The following is a 19,051-nucleotide window of genomic DNA, read 5'->3' on the forward strand; positions in this document are numbered from 1 at the left end:
TGGGAGGTGTAAGTTTGATGCATCGTGTTGACTGTTGTTGCAAATTTGAACTCGATCACTTGTATGATTATTTGAGTGCTGGACTGTAAGATCACTGTCACGTATTTAAATTATTGTAGTACAAATATAGTTGCCATCTATCTATAGTGACCTTAACAAAAAAACATAAATAAAAAGGTCTCAAGATGGAACTCAATACCCTGATAGTTGGCATCTACTTCCTATTCTTAATTGCGATAGGGTGGATGTTCCGAACGTTTACAAGTACGACAAGTGATTACTTCCGTGGGGGAGGTAATATGCTGTGGTGGATGGTAGGTGCAACCGCATTTATGACCCAGTTCAGTGCTTGGACATTTACAGGTGCAGCAGGTAAAGCTTTTACCGATGGTTTTGCCGTAGCGATTATCTTCATCGCGAACGCATTCGGTTACCTAATGAACTACCTTTACTTCGCTCCGAAGTTCCGCCAACTGCGCGTTGTGACGGTAATTGAAGCGATTCGTATGCGTTTTGGTAAGGTGAATGAGCAAGTATTTACTTGGTCTGGCATGCCAAACAGCGTTATCTCTGCTGGTATCTGGTTGAACGGCCTTGCGATCATCGCATCGGGTATCTTCGGCTTTGATATGACAACGACGATTGTCCTAACGGGTCTGGTTGTACTGGTAATGTCAGTAACAGGCGGCTCTTGGGCGGTTGTCGCCTCTGACTTTATGCAGATGGTTATCATCATGGCGGTAACGGTAACGTGTGCTGTAGTAGCGGTCTACCACGGTGGCGGTGTCACGCAAATCATCAATGATTTCCCAACCGATTCATTTATTACGGGTGATAACCTTAACTACTTAAGCATTTTCAGCATCTGGGCGGTGTTCATCTTCTTGAAGCAGTTCAGTATCACCAATAACATGCTGAACTCTTACCGTTACCTTGCAGCGAAAGACTCAAACAACGCACGTAAAGCGGCACTGCTTGCTTGTGTACTAATGACGCTTGGTCCAATCATCTGGTTCATGCCTTCTTGGTTCATGGCAGGTCAAGGTGTTGATTTAGCAGCAGCTTACCCAGAAGCTGGCAGCAAAGCCGCTGACTTCGCTTACCTTTACTTTGTTCAAGAATACATGCCTGCAGGTATGGTTGGCCTTCTGATTGCCGCGATGTTTGCTGCGACTATGTCTTCAATGGACTCTGGTCTAAACCGTAACTCAGGTATTTTTGTTAAGAACTTCTACGAGCCGATTCTTCGTCCTAAAGCGACAGAGAAAGAGCTAATGGTTGTTTCTAAGCTAACGTCTACTTTCTTCGGTATCGCGATCATCTTGGTTGCTCTGTTCATCAACTCTCTTAAAGGTCTGAGCCTTTTCGACACCATGATGTACGTGGGCGCATTGATCGGCTTCCCAATGACGATTCCAGCATTCTGTGGCTTCTTCATCCGTAAAACACCGGATTGGGCAGGTTGGGGTACGCTAGTAGTCGGTGGTGTGGTTTCTTACTTCGTTGGTTTCGTTATCACAGCGGACATGATTCAAAACTGGTTCGGTCTAAACGAACTAACTGGCCGTGAGTGGGCTGACCTGAAAGTGGCTATCGGCCTTATCGGTCACATCGTATTTACTGCTGGCTTCTTCGTTCTTTCAACACTGTTCTACAAGCCATTACCGGAACACCGTGAGAAAGACGTCGACAAGTTCTTCAATAACCTAGCGACACCGTTAGTTGCTGAGAGTAATGAACAGAAGAAACTGGATAACAAGCAACGTCGTATGTTGGGTTCACTTATCGCGGTAGCGGGTGTGGGCGTAATGACTATGTTTGTACTGCCAAACCCAATGTGGGGACGCATGGTATTCGTTCTGTGTGGTTTGATTGTGTTCTCTGTCGGCCTGTTACTTGTTAAAGCGGTCGATGACAAAGTCGAGCAACAAGACGAAGTGACGCCAGCCGAAGGCTAATTCCTTTTAAATCAAAAACTATAACTTTTTACAGCTGCTACCGATTGCGGTAGCCGTTCGTTTGAACTGCCAAAGTTTAATGTGATATGTACGGAGAGCTTTTGAAAATCACTCAATAAGCTTTCTGGCTTTAGCTCATACTGAAATAATTTAAAAAGCCCCAATAGGTAAATGCTTATTGGGGCTTTTTAGTGTTCTGTTTCTAGGCTCAAGGCTCAAGGCTCAAGGCTCAAGGCGTAACGTTTAAGTCTAGGATTTGTACTTATGCAGCAGATCCCAAGGGATATGGCACAAGTGGTGATCTTCAGGGAACTGGCTTAGGTGATGCTGGTGGATATCATCACTCGCGACATAGTGAGTTAACGGCAATATCTCGAGTGCGATACGGTCGGCATCATCTCTTGAAGAAATATAGTGCTTAGCTTCGGTTAAGTGTTCTGCGTTAGTGCTGTAAACGCCTGTGCGGTACTTCTCTCCCACATCGACACCTTGTTTATTGACGCTGTAAGGGTCGATAATCTCAAACAAGTGTTCCATCAGAATCGTTACTGACGTGATACTTGGATCAAACTCTATTTGTACGCACTCTGCGTAGCCATCGTAATCGCTTTGTGTGCCATTGCATTGCGTGCTATCGCATTGTGTCGTCCCGTTTTCTGTTAGCTGGGCGCTTCCATTGGCACGACCTGCTTCTGTGCAGATAACACCAGGAACGTACTTAATAAATTCCTGTACGCCCCATAAGCAACCGCCAGCTAAATAAATTTGTTCCATACTTACCTTTTACTTCTCTGTGTTTGTCGATGTTTGCTTATGTCTGTTCGATGCGTGAATCAATACGATGATACCCGCACGTATAAAAAAGCGTCTATAAAAATGAGCGCGCAAATAAAAACAAGCGTTTAGGCATTGTAAACCTGTGCGACTGAACAAACATAAGTTTAATATGATTTGTGATTATATAAGTCAGTATTGCTTTGTCATCAACTCGAATCTCAACATCAAGTGAGCGTTACTCTAAACATGTTTGACCAAATAAAAGACTTCATTAATCCGAGCAAGAACCCAGATCTTACTCAGGCCCATGAATACCAGCGTCAGCATCTGCCGACATTGTGGCTATTGGGAAAAACGGGGGCGGGCAAGTCATCGTTTATTCAAGCGGTCACGGGGGACTCCTCTGTTGAAGTCGGCAATGGTTTTGCGCCTTGTACCATGACGGCGATGTCTTATGAATTCCCACAAGACAAACCGGTGATGCGCTTTCTCGATACCAGAGGACTAAGCGAAGCGAATTACGATGCGAAAGAGGATCTGGAAGAGATTGGTCAGGCAGGTAATGCGTTAGTCGTTGTAATGAAAGCCGACGAACCTGAACAATCCTCAGTGCTTGCGGCTCTAAAGCAGATTAAGAAACAGAAGAAGATTAAACACTTGCTGCTTGTTCATACTGCAGTGTTGTCTTCCGGTGAAACAGATCGAGCAAGGCAGGTTCAGTTCAACACCAACCAAGTAGAGAAGGCTTGGGGTAAAGAGTTTGAATCGGTAGCGGTCGATTTCGAAACGGATGACTCGAGCAATAACAGTGGTTCAATTTACAACTATGACATCTTGTTAGAAAAGCTAACCAGTATTCTTCCTGTTATTGGAATGATGGTGCAAGACAAAGAGCATTCCACGCAAGAAGAAGCCAACTTTGATCAAGTAGAAAATGAAGTGCTTTGGTACGCAGGAAGTGCCGCCGCCAGTGACTTGATTCCGGGTGTTGGTTTGGTGTCGGTACCTGCGATTCAAGCGAAAATGCTACATAGTTTGGCGAATCAATATGGTGTCGAATGGAACAAGAGAGTCTTCAGTGAATTGATAGGCACTTTGGGAAGTAGCTTTGCGTTGCAATACGGAATGAAGCTGGGCACTCGACAGTTGATAAAGCTGATTCCAGTTTATGGTCAAACGGTAGGGGCGGTGGCTGCAGCGGCAATGAGTTTCGGTACCTCTTATGGTTTAGGTCGCGCGGCTTGTTTTTACTTCTATCATAAGAACAAAGGCGAAGAAGTGTCTGAGCAAGAGATGCAGAAGATCTACAAAGAATCCCTGAAAAAAGGAAAGGCGGCGTCGGGTTATGAAGAAAATTAGAAACCTATTTCGATTACTGGCGGTGTTATCGAGCGGCCGTTGGGGCATTGCCCTGATTTCGGCTATCTTCCCAAGCATTATCATGATGGGTTTTGGTGTCTTCTTGGCGATCAAATACGGTTACCTACTCGAAATGTCGATTGCCATTGCCGTGAGTACCTTGGTGTTCACCATTCCTTTATTCATTTCTAGCCGTTCTTCACGCGATTCTTCAAGCCGCTCTTCACGCCGATCTTCAAGTACGGAGCCCTTCTCAAATAAAGAGAGCGACGGCCTTGGCGAGGGAAGTTCTGAATCTGATTCACAACATAACAAAGCTGATATCAACGATGCATTGGTTAAGGCTTCGACTGATTGGTCTAAAAAAGAACTGTCGATCTGGAATGATTCAAAACACCATGTACGCCAACAATTAATGGTCGACATAGAGTGGGGCAACCTAGACCAAACCGGTTTAGAAGTACTTGAGTTTGTGGCGAAAAAGTTTGATAAGAAATCGCTCGATTTCTCGATTCCTGAAGGGCTAAAACTCTTCGAAGAGGTCAGCCGACGCTACAAACTGGTAGTGCGAGAGCATATACCCGGCATTGAGTATCTAAAGGTTTCTTACATCAAAGCGGGCTACGAAGCCTATGATAAATATGGCGAGCTAGGGCAGAAGATCGTTAAGGCCGCTATTTGGGGGAATCACCTTAAAAACCTCTATTTGAACCCACTAAAAGTGATTTCCGATTTGGGTCGAGAACAAGCGACCGCATCGATGACAAGAGGTGTGGTTGATGACATGCAATACGCCGCTAAACAAGCCTTATTAGATGAAGTTGCGGCGGTGGCGATTGATCTCTATAGCGGACGTTTCAGCATTGAAGATGAAGCACTTAAAGCGTCCGATGTGTTTGAACTCGACGAACAACGCTTTGCTCCTGAATTAGAGCCTGTGCGAATCGTGCTGGTGGGGCAAACCAGCTCTGGCAAATCTTCGCTTATCAATGCGCTTAAGCAAGAGTTGGTAGCTGAAGTGGATGTACTGCCATCAACCGACACTTCAACGGTTTACAACGCGTTTGTCGACGACAATGATGTTCGCGTGGTTGATCTTCAGGGGCTTGATGGCAATCCTAAAACCGAAGCCTTAATGCTGAAAGAGATGACCCAAGCCGATGTGGTGTTATGGGTGCTTAAAGCCAATCAATCTGCGCGTGATTTGGATAAGCAATTGAAAGATAGATTTGATGCTTTCTATGACGATCCTAAGAACATCTCACGCAAGAAGCCGATTGTGGTGTCGGTTGTGAATCAGGTAGACAGATTAAAGCCTGTAGACGATTGGCAGCCGCCGTATGACTTAGAGAATCCAACATCGACCAAAGCGAAGATCATTGCTCAAGCGCTCGAATACAATCATATATTGCTGCAAACCGATATCGTGTTACCGCTGGCGATTGCGCCAGAAAAGGTACAGTTTGGTTTAGATACTTTAAGGCAGACGTTGATCGAGCGTATCGCTGACGCAAATAACGTTCAGAGAAATCGCCAACGTTTAGAAGCCATGAAAAGAGGCACGTCGGTTAAAGGCCAACTGAATAAAGCGGTCAAGGCGGGTAAGAAGGTTGCCCCCAGTGCATTGAAAGCAGCGACGCCAAAACTGGCTGAAATGGCCATCAAACAAGTCGTGAAGAAAAAGTAAGTTATTCATTGCGAATACGGTTCTGGTGAGGTTTGAGCCTCATCAGAACTTATCTTTTCTATAGTTAGGCTTTTTAGCTCAGTAGATTTCTAGAAGATAGCTTTTTAGAAAACAGCCATCTTCGCCCCTAATTAGAGAGGTATTGAGTTTAAAAGAGATTCGATATTATTAAGTAACTCTCTGAACTAGTTTAATAGTATATAAATGGCTGTGATTCACAGTTTATATAACACGCTATCGTATTTAATTACCATTCTAAATATTGATCACATTTATACTTCTCTAAGCTTTATTTATAAAACAATTGCACTATATTTAAATTTCGGATCATCTTGATTTCAACGTAGGGATATATTGTGAATATGTATCTGAAATGGCAATCAACAACATGGCTAACCTTGTTAGCTTGGTATACCTTAGATCACCAGCTCTCGTTCCGCCTTTCTTCAGAGTAGTACCCTCTAGGCGTCACGCGCCAGCAAAGCAGCATGCTTTGTTTACCTATCAGCAGCTTTGATAACCTTTGAACGCATGAATGGCGCACTTATTATTTCGTGCAGAATATTCGTTGTTTTGTCGTTATCGCTAATTATCTCAGCCTCTGTTTAGGTTCGATTAATAACTAATTATTTAACTTGTTTATTTTCATTGTTAATTTCCGTCTATCCTTATGCGGAGCTATTAAATTAATGGTGAGGATTCGTGACATCTAAAGAAAATAGATTTCGACCTGATTGGAATGTATAGAAAGGTACTATTATGGAAAACTTCAAACATCTACCAGAACCGTTTCGTATTCGTGTTGTAGAACCAGTAAAAAGAACAACCTCTGCATATCGTGAGCAAGCCATTGTTGAAGCGGGCATGAACCCATTCTTACTGGATAGTGATGATGTGTTTATCGACTTACTGACAGACAGCGGAACCGGATCTATCACCCAACGTATGCAAGCCGCGATGTTAATGGGGGATGAAGCGTACAGTGGTAGTCGCAGTTACTACGCATTGTCGAACGCGGTTAAGGATATCTTCGGTTACGAGTTGACGATTCCAACACACCAAGGACGCGGTGCAGAGCAGATCTACATTCCGGTTCTTATCAAAAAGCGCGAAATGGAGAAAGGGCTTGATCGCAGCAAAATGGTCGCCTTGTCGAACTACTTCTTCGATACAACACAAGGTCACACCCAAGTGAATTGCTGTGTGGCGAAAAACGTTTATACCAAAGAAGCGTTTGATACCTCAGTGAACGCGGATTTCAAAGGCAACTTCGATGTGGTGAAGCTGGAAGAAGCAATCTTAGAAGCGGGAGTGGCAAATGTTCCTTACATTGTGAGCACCATTACTTGTAACTCTGCTGGTGGACAGCCAGTGTCTATCGCCAACCTAAAAGCCGTTTATGAAATCGCTCAGAAGTACGATATTCCTGTGATCATGGACTCGGCACGCTACGCTGAAAATGCTTACTTCATTCAGCAACGAGAAGTGGGTTATCAAGATTGGACAATCGAACAGATCACGCGTGAGTCTTACAAATACGCGGATGGCTTAGCCATGTCTGCCAAGAAAGATGCCATGGTACAAATGGGCGGCTTGCTGTGCTTTAAAGACGACTCTTTCATGGATGTGTACACAGAGTGTCGAACCTTATGTGTGGTGCAAGAAGGCTTCCCAACCTATGGTGGTTTAGAAGGTGGCGCAATGGAGCGTCTTGCGGTTGGCCTTTATGACGGCATGCGCCAAGATTGGTTAGAGTACCGTATTGGTCAGGTTCAGTACTTAGTCGATGGTTTAGAAGCGATAGGTATCGTGTGCCAACAAGCAGGTGGTCACGCTGCGTTTGTGGATGCGGGTAAACTACTTCCACACATTCCAGCAGGTCAGTTCCCAGCACATGCTTTGGCGTGCGAGTTGTACAAAGTCGCGGGTATCAGAGCGGTTGAGATTGGCTCATTGCTGCAAGGTCGCGACCCAGCAACCGGTGAACAACACCCATGTCCTGCTGAGTTGTTGCGCCTTACCATTCCTCGCGCGACCTACACACAAACACACATGGACTTCATTATCGAAGCATTCGAAAAAGTGAAAGAGAATGCAGGACAAGTGAAAGGGCTCGATTTTACCTACGAACCGCCGGTGTTAAGACACTTCACTGCGCGCTTGAAAGAGGTTGAAACCGTTGAAAAACAAACCGAAAAAAAGAACGAACAAACGCTCGAAGAAGCATTTTAAAATAAAAACATAAGCGAATAGTCACTAGAACCCTAATCAAAGGCTCCCTCGGGCCTGTCTCTTGATCACAAGTCTGGTTAATCAAGAGACTTAGCGAGTTCATACCCTTCAAGGATGGTTTGTAACCTAAGCCATCCTTGCCATAACGTCTTTATAGAAGCGCGACCTGTTCGCTTGGTATTCTTCCAACCACCTAACCGAGCAATACCGTTGTAAGCCCATGATATATTAGGCGCTTCTTTCGGTAGTTTTTTGCTCTCCAACTTGAGCCACATTAACTTCCACGCTTTGCCTTTTAATACCTGCTCACAACTGGTCTTAGATAACTCGTCTGATTCATTCATAAACCTCAATTGGAGTAACCGAGTCGCGATAAAAGCCAAAACGACGCTGAGCCTTTCTAAGTTATCCTTACTTTGCATTCTCAGTTGCTCAACTTCAGTCCCTTCACTTTTCCAGACTTTATGAAAATCTTCTATTAGCCAGCGCCGCTCATAATAACTGACGATTTTGAGTGCCTCTTCCTTGCTCGTTATCGGCTCTGAAGTCAGTAAGTGCCATGCGAGCTTATTACCACTCTCTCCTTGTTCTATACATCCCACGTAGTAAAGCGGAATGTTATCGAACTCTTTCTTGTTAGCAGGAGACTTGAGTGTCACGGGGGCATATTTGATATCTAAATGAGCCTTGCGAGCTTTACGACCGCCTTTTTGCGGTATTTCGAGCACTTTCTCTCCGGCTGATAACAGGGTAGAGGCATAGCTATAAAGACGATTATCATGCTCTTCAATACAGCGGCTTTGCATTGAGCGAACGAGGAACCTTTGTTGTTGCTCTCGCTTGTAAGTGAGGTATTCAAATAGGTCGGCTTCTCTATCGCACACAGAAATGACATCCGAAATTTTATCGCCAAGTCGCTCAGCGACATGGCGAGAGGCTTGTTCCCACTTATAACTTTCTTTCTCTTTGTATGGTCGAGTCGCATGCTGGTGCCTTTGACCTCGCTTTTCTATATCACGAGTCCAGCGCTGTTGTTCAATTAAACCAATAACAGATTGAGTGTCGGGAGCAAAAAGTAAGGTTGAGTGTACGAACATGGCGCGATGTCGATTACCTTGATTGGAGTGCCCGAGTTCATCTCGAATGCTGCGATGGGAGTAACTGAGAGAAGTGGTGTCTTCTAAGGCAAGAAGTGTCTGTTGCTCTAATGCTTCTTGTGCAGTGACATAAAAACCCGCTTCTGCGATATCTTCTGCTTTGATTTGCTCATTACGGATGAAGCGATAAGCCCCTTCCATTTCAGCAGGGGAGATAATGAGTTTCGAGACGGGTACGCCAGGTTGCTCGGCCAGTGAGGCTGCGAGAGCAACGAGTCTTTGAGTGCGTCTAGGGTCATTAAGGTGGGCTTGACCGAACTGTTTTTGTGCCCAAAGGGTTGGCTCTATATAGGTCATGATAATCATCCTTGTCATTGCTTAGATGATCAGATCATGAAACCTAAAAATAGTTCAAAAAAAATCCCCAAGCGTGGCTTAGGGATTTGTGTATAAGAGACAGCCCTCGGGCTGTCTCTTGATCACAAGTCTGGTTAATCAAGAGACTTAGCGAGTTCATACCCTTCAAGGATGGTTTGTAACCTAAGCCATCCTTGCCATAACGTCTTTATAGAAGCGCGACCTGTTCGCTTGGTATTCTTCCAACCACCTAACCGAGCAATACCGTTGTAAGCCCATGATATATTAGGCGCTTCTTTCGGTAGTTTTTTGCTCTCCAACTTGAGCCACATTAACTTCCACGCTTTGCCTTTTAATACCTGCTCACAACTGGTCTTAGATAACTCGTCTGATTCATTCATAAACCTCAATTGGAGTAACCGAGTCGCGATAAAAGCCAAAACGACGCTGAGCCTTTCTAAGTTATCCTTACTTTGCATTCTCAGTTGCTCAACTTCAGTCCCTTCACTTTTCCAGACTTTATGAAAATCTTCTATTAGCCAGCGCCGCTCATAATAACTGACGATTTTGAGTGCCTCTTCCTTGCTCGTTATCGGCTCTGAAGTCAGTAAGTGCCATGCGAGCTTATTACCACTCTCTCCTTGTTCTATACATCCCACGTAGTAAAGCGGAATGTTATCGAACTCTTTCTTGTTAGCAGGAGACTTGAGTGTCACGGGGGCATATTTGATATCTAAATGAGCCTTGCGAGCTTTACGACCGCCTTTTTGCGGTATTTCGAGCACTTTCTCTCCGGCTGATAACAGGGTAGAGGCATAGCTATAAAGACGATTATCATGCTCTTCAATACAGCGGCTTTGCATTGAGCGAACGAGGAACCTTTGTTGTTGCTCTCGCTTGTAAGTGAGGTATTCAAATAGGTCGGCTTCTCTATCGCACACAGAAATGACATCCGAAATTTTATCGCCAAGTCGCTCAGCGACATGGCGAGAGGCTTGTTCCCACTTATAACTTTCTTTCTCTTTGTATGGTCGAGTCGCATGCTGGTGCCTTTGACCTCGCTTTTCTATATCACGAGTCCAGCGCTGTTGTTCAATTAAACCAATAACAGATTGAGTGTCGGGAGCAAAAAGTAAGGTTGAGTGTACGAACATGGCGCGATGTCGATTACCTTGATTGGAGTGCCCGAGTTCATCTCGAATGCTGCGATGGGAGTAACTGAGAGAAGTGGTGTCTTCTAAGGCAAGAAGTGTCTGTTGCTCTAATGCTTCTTGTGCAGTGACATAAAAACCCGCTTCTGCGATATCTTCTGCTTTGATTTGCTCATTACGGATGAAGCGATAAGCCCCTTCCATTTCAGCAGGGGAGATAATGAGTTTCGAGACGGGTACGCCAGGTTGCTCGGCCAGTGAGGCTGCGAGAGCAACGAGTCTTTGAGTGCGTCTAGGGTCATTAAGGTGGGCTTGACCGAACTGTTTTTGTGCCCAAAGGGTTGGCTCTATATAGGTCATGATAATCATCCTTGTCATTGCTTAGATGATCAGATCATGAAACCTAAAAATAGTTCAAAAAAAATCCCCAAGCGTGGCTTAGGGATTTGTGTATAAGAGACAGCCCTCGGGAGCCTTTTCTTTATTGGATGATAGGGGAGTTATGTCGTTAAGCAGCTAAGCCTTTACGCTTTTAAGCTCTTAACCCGTTAATCAATCGGTTCTTAACATTGCTTCCCCATCGAACAAATGAATAGTTTGCGTGCGGCGCTTGTTTACTCAAAGCAAAGTAGAGTTTCGAGCCAAAGCGCTCCCAAAATAGCGTATTCGCATAGATTTTGATATTGCCTTGGTAAGTCTCTGGCGAAAATACTTGATGCTTTATGGCTTCGATACTGCTGAGTATCTGCTCAAAATTTTCGATGTTGGTTTCAACAAAAGTCGTGGGTTCAAAACCGTTTTTGGTTTGAATGAACAGTGGATCGTCGAGCTGCAACTTTAACTTCGAGAGGTTCTTGCTGATCGCCCCAGAGGTTTTTCCTAGCGACTCCGCCACCAGTCCAACATTGCGAAGTTCATACATACGCTTGATGACGAGGATATTTTGAATATCTAGATTGATGTCCACATTTTCTCCAAATGATTCCTTTTATAGGCAGCAATCTCTGTGCGGTTGGCGTACAGAAAATATGTGACTCTAATATCATAATGGCAGTACAAAACGGATAAGACAGCACAGCGTCAGAACTTCGCTAATCCCTTGATTTTCCTCGAATGGTTCATGTTCGATTGTTAAAGTTACTCCAACAAAAACACAGATACCAAACGAACAAAGAATTAAAAATACAACGAGGTGATGTATGAACAAGTTAATCGCACTTGGATTGATGGCTCTATCAATGAACACAGCTTTCGCGGCTGACGGTACTTATGCGAGTACTCTCGATATGACGAGAAGTGAAGGTAATCAAGTAAAGGCTGAGCGTGTTGAATCTGACTTAACACTTGAAGGAAGAAATGAAGCGTCTAACGGCGGAATCCAATTCCAAAAGAACGTTGATCAAGACCAAACGATCCAGCTTACAGGTCGTCGTGACTAACGCTCACATCGTGCTTACGATCGGGATGGGCTTGAACACCCAGTACATAATTATGAAAATGCTGCGCCCTCGGGTGCAGCATTTTTCGTTATTGGGTTGTGGAGTATTTTATAAACTCTAGCGATCTAGCCTTGGCATGTTGTGTAACGTGTGGCATTTTGTCTTCCTATTAACTTTAATTCGTGACGAAGTGTGGGCTCAGCATGACACACGAGCAAACGAAAACTCGAAAAGGACTAGGGCGTGTTGATCTTTCGTGAGTGTTTTTTGAACAGCATGGTAAAGAGTTATAATTTGCTTCGCCAAAAGTAAAACCATAACCAATACCATGCCAAGAACAATGCTAACTGATATTCGCTGGGAACTGCTACTCCAAGTTATGAAAAGTACAGGTCGTATTTACGATAAAACTGAACATCGAATGACATTTGAAGGAATACTTTATCGAATGAGAACAGGTATTCCTTGGCGAGATCTACCCTCTGAGTTCAAAGAGTGGAGTACCGTTTACAGACGATTTAATCTTTGGTCAAAGAAAGGGATTTTAGATAATCTTTTCAAAAGCTTATCTAGCATGGCTGATTTTGAATGGGTATTTCTTGATGGCTCTATAGTTAGAGCACATCAGCATAGTACAGGTGCAGCTACTGAAAGTTCAGAGCAAATAGGAAAAAGTCGCGGGGGCAACTCAACCAAAATTCACTTAGCCGTAGATAGTGGTGGCCTGCCGATTTGCTTTGATTTATCAGAGGGACAACGCCACGATATAGTGCATGCTGAAAGCTTAGTTGAGCAACTCGATGAAGTTAATACCATCGTTTGTGATAAAGGACATGACAGCGAACCTTTCCGTACTTTTGTTAAGGAACGTGGCGGAGAAACGGTAATTGCTAAACGCAATTACGGACAAGATATAGACAAAGACAGTATGGATTGGTGTCTATACAAGTATCGTCACTTGGTCGAAAATGCCTTTGGGAGAATTAAGCATTATCGAGCTATTTCAAGTAGATATGACAAGCTAGAAAGGAATTATGCCAGCATGTTATCGCTGGCATTCATGTTAATGTGGCTACCGATGTATTGTTGAACGCGAAATGTACAGCAAAGATCAACACGCCCTAGGAATGAATCGAAAAGAAACGGGAATGATTCGTCATATTTTACTGATTAAGTTTAAACAAGATGCTGAAGCTTCTGAAATAGAGAAACTGAAAGGACTGTTTGAAACGATGCCCAGTAAGGTGGAAGGTGTTGACTCGGTAGAGTGGGGCTTGAATGACAGCCCAGAAAACAAGAATCAAGGTTATACCCATTCCGTTTTAATGACGTTCGCAGATGAAGCGGGGCGTCAAAACTACCTTCCGCACCCAGAGCATGACGCGCTGAAAGATGTGTTTCGTCCGCTTTTAGAAGACATCATTGTGTTTGATTACTCCCTGTAATTAGGTTCTGAGTAGGTCTCTTGTGTTTTACTTAGCTTCGATAATGAAGAGTTAGGGCCTAGCGATTAAGCCCTAACTGAATAAGAAACGACTTACTCTGTCGGCGAGATAGTCACAGGGGCAAACGATGCAACAGCATTTCCACCAGCGCCTGGGCGGTCTGCATAAGGCGTGTTTTGCATTAAGTTGTAGTACACGTCTACGAAGTCATCATCATTTACTAATACGCCGTCAGGAATTACATCGATAATCTTACCTGTGATTTGCGGAATGATTGCATAGCCCTGAGCTTCAGGGTCTGGAATCATCTTGAGTATCTCTTCTGCTGCTTGCACCAAGAGTTTTGCTAGCGCTTTATAGTCAGTACCATCATCCTGCTCCATCAAAATCATGTCCGCAGCACCCCAACGGTAGCGAGGCCAAAAGACGACGGTTTGATTTGGGTAATATGTTTGCTTGTCGTAATCGAGATAAGGCATATCAACGAGATCAATTTGTGGCTCTAAACGACTTGAATCGACACCTGTCACAATGGCGTAGATTTCCGCTTTACCTGAGATCCAAGGTTCTTGGTCTACTTCCAAACGAATCTGAGTTAATTGAGTTGTGCTTAACGGTTTTGGTTCAAACTGGTCGACAAAAGCGAAAGTTCTAGCGTGATTGTTTTTGTTATTAAATTGACGACTATCACTGTCAGTATCGGCATTGATTTGCGTGGTTGTCCCTAGCTTTTGCATCTCAGCTTGCATCGCCATTAAGCCTGCTTTGAGTTCTTCAGCACCATTGCTGTCCACAACAAACACAGGAACGTCAGGCATTTGGTACACGTCTAATTGATGAACTTGTCCGTATACATCATACGCTTCAATGTATTGCCAATTTGAATCATCGCCCGATGGTTCGAATGCAAATAATGGGTTCTCGCCATTTTTCCACGCTTGGATCATCGCTTCATCAGCCATGCGAATCTCTAATACAGAGTCGCTAAAATCTTCAATACCTTTCATTTTACGATAGCTTAGGTCAGCTTCTTCCATCTCGTAAGAAAATGCAGAATAAGCTTGAGAAGCGCCAAGTGTGTCGAGTGAGGTTGATGGGTGTTTCTCTGTGATCTGATCTTTTAATTGGATCTCAAGGTCGGAATAACGCTCGCTGATTTGCAAAGCCAAAGATTGTTTTTGCGCAGCACTGCTCTTTGTAATAGATGTGGGCTCTGAAATAAAGTGCAGCTCTGAAATAGAGAGTGGATCTACGGGAGAGATTGATTTTGCCGTGTCGATATTATTTGCATAAGACTGGAAGCCAACCACTGTCGTTGCAAGCGCCATACTGATAGAAAAAGATAGTCTCATATATAACCCTTATTCGAATTTTTATATTGATAGGGTTTTTACTCTACAGCTCTAATCTATCAGTAATCCGAATGAGTTTGAAGTTAATCAGTGGTTTTTGTTTTGTTTTGTAGCTCAGTTTTATTGGTTCAGGTTTCAGGGTCCATGGTTAAGTCCCCCCGATTCGATAGATAACTAACCAACCACATTTAAGTCTTGGGAAATTAAGCAGTGCGGGAGGTTCTTTGTGAGGAGGGACTTGATGTGAGTGGTGGGGAATACTGTTGAAACGAATGGTTTAATAGTGAGCAATTATTTAATCGCGCCCCCTTATTTAACTGCAATCATTTGTTTAATCGCAATCAATTGTTTAAAAGCAACCAATGTCATCGTGTTATATGAAGGTTTTATTGTAAGATACGGTTTATTCAATAAAAATTACATTTTAAATTACGACGAGTCGGTTGGTATTTAATGCAAAAATCAAACTTCGAATTCCTCAAGGGCGTTAACGATTTCTTGTACGCTATTGCTCGCGCAGCAGAAAAAAACTATCCAGATGACCCAAACACCACGCTCGTTAAATTGCGTATCTTTGGTGAAGCTACCGCTAAACATTTAGCCAAGCTGTTAGACATCAACGTGCCCGATAACCAGCACGAACTGCTACGTGAACTCGGTAAAATCCCTTTTGTCGACGACAGCATTCTCAATGTCTTCCATAAGCTACGCAAAATTGGCAACCAAGCCGTCCATGAATATCATGACGACCTACAAGATGCGGAAATGTGTTTGCGTTTCGCTTTCCGCGTTGCGGTTTGGTATTACCGACTTGTCACTAAGAAATACGACTTTCCTGTCCCTCCGTTTGTTTTGCCAAGCTCAGATAGCGGTGAACAGTTTGAACAAGAAGTGTTGTCGCTAAAGCACGAGTTGGCGTTAGCTCGTCAAAGTGAAAATCAAGCGAAAGAACAATCGAAAGCAGAGCTGGAAGCGCAACAGTCTAAGTTAACGGCGTTAAATGGCTACATCTCCGTTTTAGAAAGTAAGCAAGAAGAAACACACGAGCAGTCTCAAGCACGAATTAGCGCACTAGAAGCAAAACTTAAAGAACAAGAAACTGAGCTGTCTAAGAAGACAGAAGTCGAACGTAAAGCGTATAAGAAACAGATCATCGAAGAGGCGAAGTCGCGCTCTCTAGATTTAAGTGAAGATGAAACTCGCTACCTGATCGATAACCAGCTACGCAAAGCGGGTTGGGATGCAGACAGTAAAATCCTTAACTTCGCCAACGGCACAAGGCCAGAAGTGGGTCGTAATATCGCCATCGCAGAGTGGCCAACTGGCGAAGACGAAACAGGTAAAACAGGCTTTGCCGATTACGTGTTGTTTGTTGGTTTGAAACCGATCGGCGTGGTTGAGGCGAAAAAGAAAAACAAAGATGTGTCGGCGAAGCTGACAGAAGCTTACCGTTACAGTAAATACTTCGATAATGACTTCCTACGTTCCGAATTAAAACAAGCCGCGAACGGCCAAGATGAACTTGATCAAGTGGCTGACGCTTTTCCTACTTACTTGCTGACGTGGAGCGACTCAAACGGCTCCTCGGCGCTTCAACAGCAAACGTTTAAAATCCCATTCTGTTTTTCGGCTAACGGGCGCAGCTACAAAGCGGCAGTGAAAACCAAAAGTGGTATTTGGTATCGCGATGTTCGTCATGCCACCAATATGCCCAAAGCATTACCAGAATGGCACCGACCTGAAGAGTTAGTGGCCAAACTCGAAAGCGATGACCAGCTAACCAACAACTGGTTTACCAAAAATGCTGAAATGAGCGAACTCGGCTTACGTTACTACCAAGAAGAAGCGGTGCAAGCGACCGAGCAAGCCATTGTGAATGGTCAGCAAGATATTTTGTTAGCCATGGCGACGGGTACAGGTAAAACGCGTACCGCGATTGCCTTGATGTATCGTCTTATTCAGTCTCAACGTTTTAAGCGCGTTCTGTTTTTGGTCGATCGCACCTCTCTTGGTAAGCAGGCGCTCGATTCGTTTGAAGACACCAACATAAAAGGGGATACCTTTAACTCAATTTTCAATGTGAAAGGGTTAACCGATCGCTTTCCTGAAGACAGCACCAAGATCCACGTTGCCACCGTTCAGTCTTTAGTGAAGCGCACACTCCAAAGCGATGAAGTGATGCCAGTAGGGCGTTACGACTGCATTATTATTGATGAAGCGCACCGTGGTTACATTCTTGATAAAGAACAAACCGAAGGCGAAGAGAAGTTCAGAAGCGACCAAGATTTTATCTCTTCGTATCGCCGTATTATCGATCATTTTGACGCGGTAAAAATTGCGTTAACGGCTACGCCAGCATCGCACACCATTGATATTTTTGGCGGCGAGAAGAAAACACCCGTTTATCGTTACGGTTACCGAAAAGCGGTCGTCGACGGTTACTTAACCGATCAAGAGCCGCCAATTCGCATTATCACCAAATTAAGTGAAGGAGGTTTGTACTTATCTCAAGGTAGCGAAGTTCAGCGTTTGTCTAACCAAGGTGAGTTAATCAACGATACGTTAGAGGATGAGCAAGGCTTTGAAGTCGCGGATTTCAACCGTGCTCTAATTGCCTCAAACTTCAATAAAGTGGTGTGTGAAGAGCTGGTTAATCATATCGACCCAACCAGCCCACAAAAAACGCTCGTATTCTGTGTGAACAACACCCATGCCGATTCAGTGGTCGAAGAGCTGCGCACGGCATTTAAAGCCAAATACCCGCAGCTAGAGCACGATGCGATAATCAAAATTACTGGCGACTCAGACAAAGATTCCACCAAAGTACAATCTATGATCACTCGCTTTAACAAAGAGCGTTTGCCTAACATCGTGGTAACGGTGGACCTACTGACAACCGGTATCGACATACCAAGCATTTGTAACTTGGTGTTCATGCGTAAGGTTCGTAGCCGTATCTTGTATGAGCAGATGAAAGGCCGTGCAACGCGTTTATGCCCAGCCGTCGGTAAAACCGCTTTTAAAATTTTCGATGCGGTTGATCTGTATTCCACGCTGCAAAGTGTCGATACCATGCGCCCTGTGGTTGTTCGCCCTAAAGTAGAGCTGCAAACCTTAGTCAACGAAATTACGGATTCTGAAACCTATAAAGTGATGGAAGCGGATGGTCGAAGCTTTGCAGAGCACAGCCACGAACAGTTGATTGCCAAGCTACAACGTATCTCAAGCCACGCGGAGTTTAGCCGCCTTAAATCACGCGAGATAGACAGCCAAATCAAACGCTTTGACGAGATTTGCCAAGACTCAGCAGGCTGTAACTTTGCTAGCCTTGCGAAAACACTCAAACAAAAAGGCCCCAAATGGTCGGCAGAAGTGTTCAACAAAGTCACCAATATGGTCGGCCGTTTAGAGCAGCTAAAGCAAGAGATTAATGACTTGCGTGATATGCCAATCTTTACCGATGTGGACGATTCACTGCTGCGAGTAGAAACCGTGTATGGCGAGCATGAAACCGCGCAAGATTTCTTAGAAGCTTTTGATGCGCTGGTGGACAAATCGTCGAACCAACAAGAAGCGTTAGATGTGGTCATCAACCGCCCAAGGGACTTAACTCGTAAAGGGTTGCTAGAACTACAAGAGTGGTTCGATGCGCAAAACTTCAATGAACCCACCCTTAAAAAAGCGTGGAAAGAGACCAAAAACCAAGATGTAGCAGCGCGCTTAATTGGCCATATTCGACAAGCAGCGATTGGTGACGCATTACTACCATTCGAAGATCGAGTGGAGTTAGCGTTAGATAAAATCAAAGCGCAAAAAGAGTGGAGTGACGAGCAACTAAATTGGCTCGATCGCCTAGCGTCATCTATTAAAGACAAAGTAGTACTCGACGATGACACCTTTAAAACGGGCAACTACAAGCGTAAAGGTGGCAAACGTAAGCTTATGAACGTCTTCAATGATGAATTAGACAGCATACTCACCCAATTCAACGAGTTTATGTGGGACGAGCCCGCGTAACTCAGTACAATCGAACCAAACGTAAAGTGCACACTCAGTAAGGAGTGTGCGAACTAACAAGTGCACTCCGCATCGTCATTCCAAAAATAAGGAATGAACTGTCTGGAATCTTTAGTCGGTGCCTTTGACAATTCAGGCCGCCGTATCGTCATTCCAGAAGTGAGGCACGAACTATCTGGA

At 44.2% G+C, this 19,051-nt stretch carries 11 protein-coding genes and 2 pseudogenes; 8 read left to right on the forward strand and 5 right to left on the reverse strand.

Translation table 11 applies throughout. The features are described from left to right. Positions 1-185: 185 nt before the first annotated feature. Positions 186-1,958 (forward strand): sodium:solute symporter family transporter, encoded by a 1,773-nt coding sequence (locus OCV30_RS06565; protein WP_065679901.1) that lies wholly within the window; start codon positions 186-188, stop codon positions 1,956-1,958. A 249-nt stretch (positions 1,959-2,207) separates the two neighbouring features. Here the strand turns inward: OCV30_RS06565 and OCV30_RS06570 are convergent, their stop codons facing one another. After that, positions 2,208-2,732, reverse strand: a complete 525-nt coding sequence (locus tag OCV30_RS06570) for a peptide-methionine (S)-S-oxide reductase (RefSeq protein WP_065679900.1) — start codon at positions 2,730-2,732, stop codon at positions 2,208-2,210. A 249-nt stretch (positions 2,733-2,981) separates the two neighbouring features. On the opposite strand from OCV30_RS06570, the gene OCV30_RS06575 reads away from it, so the two are divergent. The 3 genes from OCV30_RS06575 (at position 2,982) to tnaA (ending at position 8,013) form a co-directional block, all read left to right on the forward strand. Beyond that, positions 2,982-4,094 (forward strand): YcjF family protein, encoded by a 1,113-nt coding sequence (locus OCV30_RS06575; protein WP_029225580.1) that lies wholly within the window; start codon positions 2,982-2,984, stop codon positions 4,092-4,094. Further along, a complete protein-coding gene (locus OCV30_RS06580; RefSeq protein ID WP_065679899.1) occupies positions 4,081-5,781 on the forward strand; it encodes a GTPase family protein in 1,701 nt (566 codons plus the stop codon). The genes OCV30_RS06575 and OCV30_RS06580 overlap by 14 nt, the downstream gene beginning before the upstream one ends. A gap of 759 nt (positions 5,782-6,540) precedes the next feature. After that, entirely contained in the window at positions 6,541-8,013 is a 1,473-nt protein-coding gene (gene tnaA, locus OCV30_RS06585) for a tryptophanase (RefSeq protein ID WP_065679898.1), read from the forward strand. Positions 8,014-8,090: 77 nt separating this feature from the next. Here tnaA and OCV30_RS06590 read toward each other — a convergent pair whose 3' ends face one another. The 3 genes and pseudogenes from OCV30_RS06590 to OCV30_RS06600 all read right to left on the reverse strand — a co-directional run. Further along, positions 8,091-9,467 (reverse strand): IS4 family transposase, encoded by a 1,377-nt coding sequence (locus OCV30_RS06590; RefSeq protein ID WP_261879028.1) that lies wholly within the window; start codon positions 9,465-9,467, stop codon positions 8,091-8,093. 134 nt (positions 9,468-9,601) lie between these two features. Then, positions 9,602-10,978, reverse strand: a complete 1,377-nt coding sequence (locus tag OCV30_RS06595; protein WP_261879028.1) for an IS4 family transposase — start codon at positions 10,976-10,978, stop codon at positions 9,602-9,604. A gap of 175 nt (positions 10,979-11,153) precedes the next feature. Continuing rightward, positions 11,154-11,585, reverse strand: a pseudogene (locus OCV30_RS06600) (LysR family transcriptional regulator); the annotation flags it as partial. 232 nt (positions 11,586-11,817) lie between these two features. On the opposite strand from OCV30_RS06600, the gene OCV30_RS06605 reads away from it, so the two are divergent. From OCV30_RS06605 to OCV30_RS06615, 3 genes are all read left to right on the forward strand, one after another. Beyond that, positions 11,818-12,057 carry a VPA0252 family protein gene (locus tag OCV30_RS06605; RefSeq protein WP_065680286.1) on the forward strand — a complete coding sequence of 80 codons (240 nt, stop codon included), beginning with the start codon at positions 11,818-11,820 and terminating at the stop codon, positions 12,055-12,057. A 328-nt stretch (positions 12,058-12,385) separates the two neighbouring features. Then, positions 12,386-13,147 (forward strand): IS5 family transposase, encoded by a 762-nt coding sequence (locus OCV30_RS06610; protein WP_261879038.1) that lies wholly within the window; start codon positions 12,386-12,388, stop codon positions 13,145-13,147. Positions 13,148-13,184: 37 nt separating this feature from the next. Continuing rightward, positions 13,185-13,502, forward strand: a complete 318-nt coding sequence (locus tag OCV30_RS06615) for a Dabb family protein (RefSeq protein WP_065679464.1) — start codon at positions 13,185-13,187, stop codon at positions 13,500-13,502. A 92-nt stretch (positions 13,503-13,594) separates the two neighbouring features. Here OCV30_RS06615 and OCV30_RS06620 read toward each other — a convergent pair. Further along, a pseudogene (locus OCV30_RS06620) lies at positions 13,595-14,689 on the reverse strand (DUF3103 domain-containing protein); the annotation flags it as partial. A gap of 618 nt (positions 14,690-15,307) precedes the next feature. Between OCV30_RS06620 and hsdR the strand changes: the two are divergent. Beyond that, positions 15,308-18,871 carry a type I restriction-modification system endonuclease gene (gene hsdR, locus OCV30_RS06625; protein WP_065679461.1) on the forward strand — a complete coding sequence of 1,188 codons (3,564 nt, stop codon included), beginning with the start codon at positions 15,308-15,310 and terminating at the stop codon, positions 18,869-18,871. Positions 18,872-19,051: the final 180 nt, after the last annotated feature.

It is taken from the genome of Vibrio atlanticus (genome assembly GCF_024347315.1).
Taxonomy (GTDB): Bacteria; Pseudomonadota; Gammaproteobacteria; order Enterobacterales; family Vibrionaceae; genus Vibrio; species Vibrio atlanticus.

Coding starts and splice junctions, on each gene's coding strand:
- tnaA (WP_065679898.1), top strand. CDS start 6,541: ATGGAAAACTTCAAACATCTACCAGAACCGTTTCGTATTCGTGTTGTA.
- OCV30_RS06570 (WP_065679900.1), bottom strand. CDS start 2,732: ATGGAACAAATTTATTTAGCTGGCGGTTGCTTATGGGGCGTACAGGAA.
- OCV30_RS06565 (WP_065679901.1), top strand. CDS start 186: ATGGAACTCAATACCCTGATAGTTGGCATCTACTTCCTATTCTTAATT.
- OCV30_RS06605 (WP_065680286.1), top strand. CDS start 11,818: ATGAACAAGTTAATCGCACTTGGATTGATGGCTCTATCAATGAACACA.
- OCV30_RS06610 (WP_261879038.1), top strand. CDS start 12,386: ATGCCAAGAACAATGCTAACTGATATTCGCTGGGAACTGCTACTCCAA.
- OCV30_RS06615 (WP_065679464.1), top strand. CDS start 13,185: ATGAATCGAAAAGAAACGGGAATGATTCGTCATATTTTACTGATTAAG.
- OCV30_RS06580 (WP_065679899.1), top strand. CDS start 4,081: ATGAAGAAAATTAGAAACCTATTTCGATTACTGGCGGTGTTATCGAGC.
- hsdR (WP_065679461.1), top strand. CDS start 15,308: ATGCAAAAATCAAACTTCGAATTCCTCAAGGGCGTTAACGATTTCTTG.
- OCV30_RS06595 (WP_261879028.1), bottom strand. CDS start 10,978: ATGACCTATATAGAGCCAACCCTTTGGGCACAAAAACAGTTCGGTCAA.
- OCV30_RS06590 (WP_261879028.1), bottom strand. CDS start 9,467: ATGACCTATATAGAGCCAACCCTTTGGGCACAAAAACAGTTCGGTCAA.
- OCV30_RS06575 (WP_029225580.1), top strand. CDS start 2,982: ATGTTTGACCAAATAAAAGACTTCATTAATCCGAGCAAGAACCCAGAT.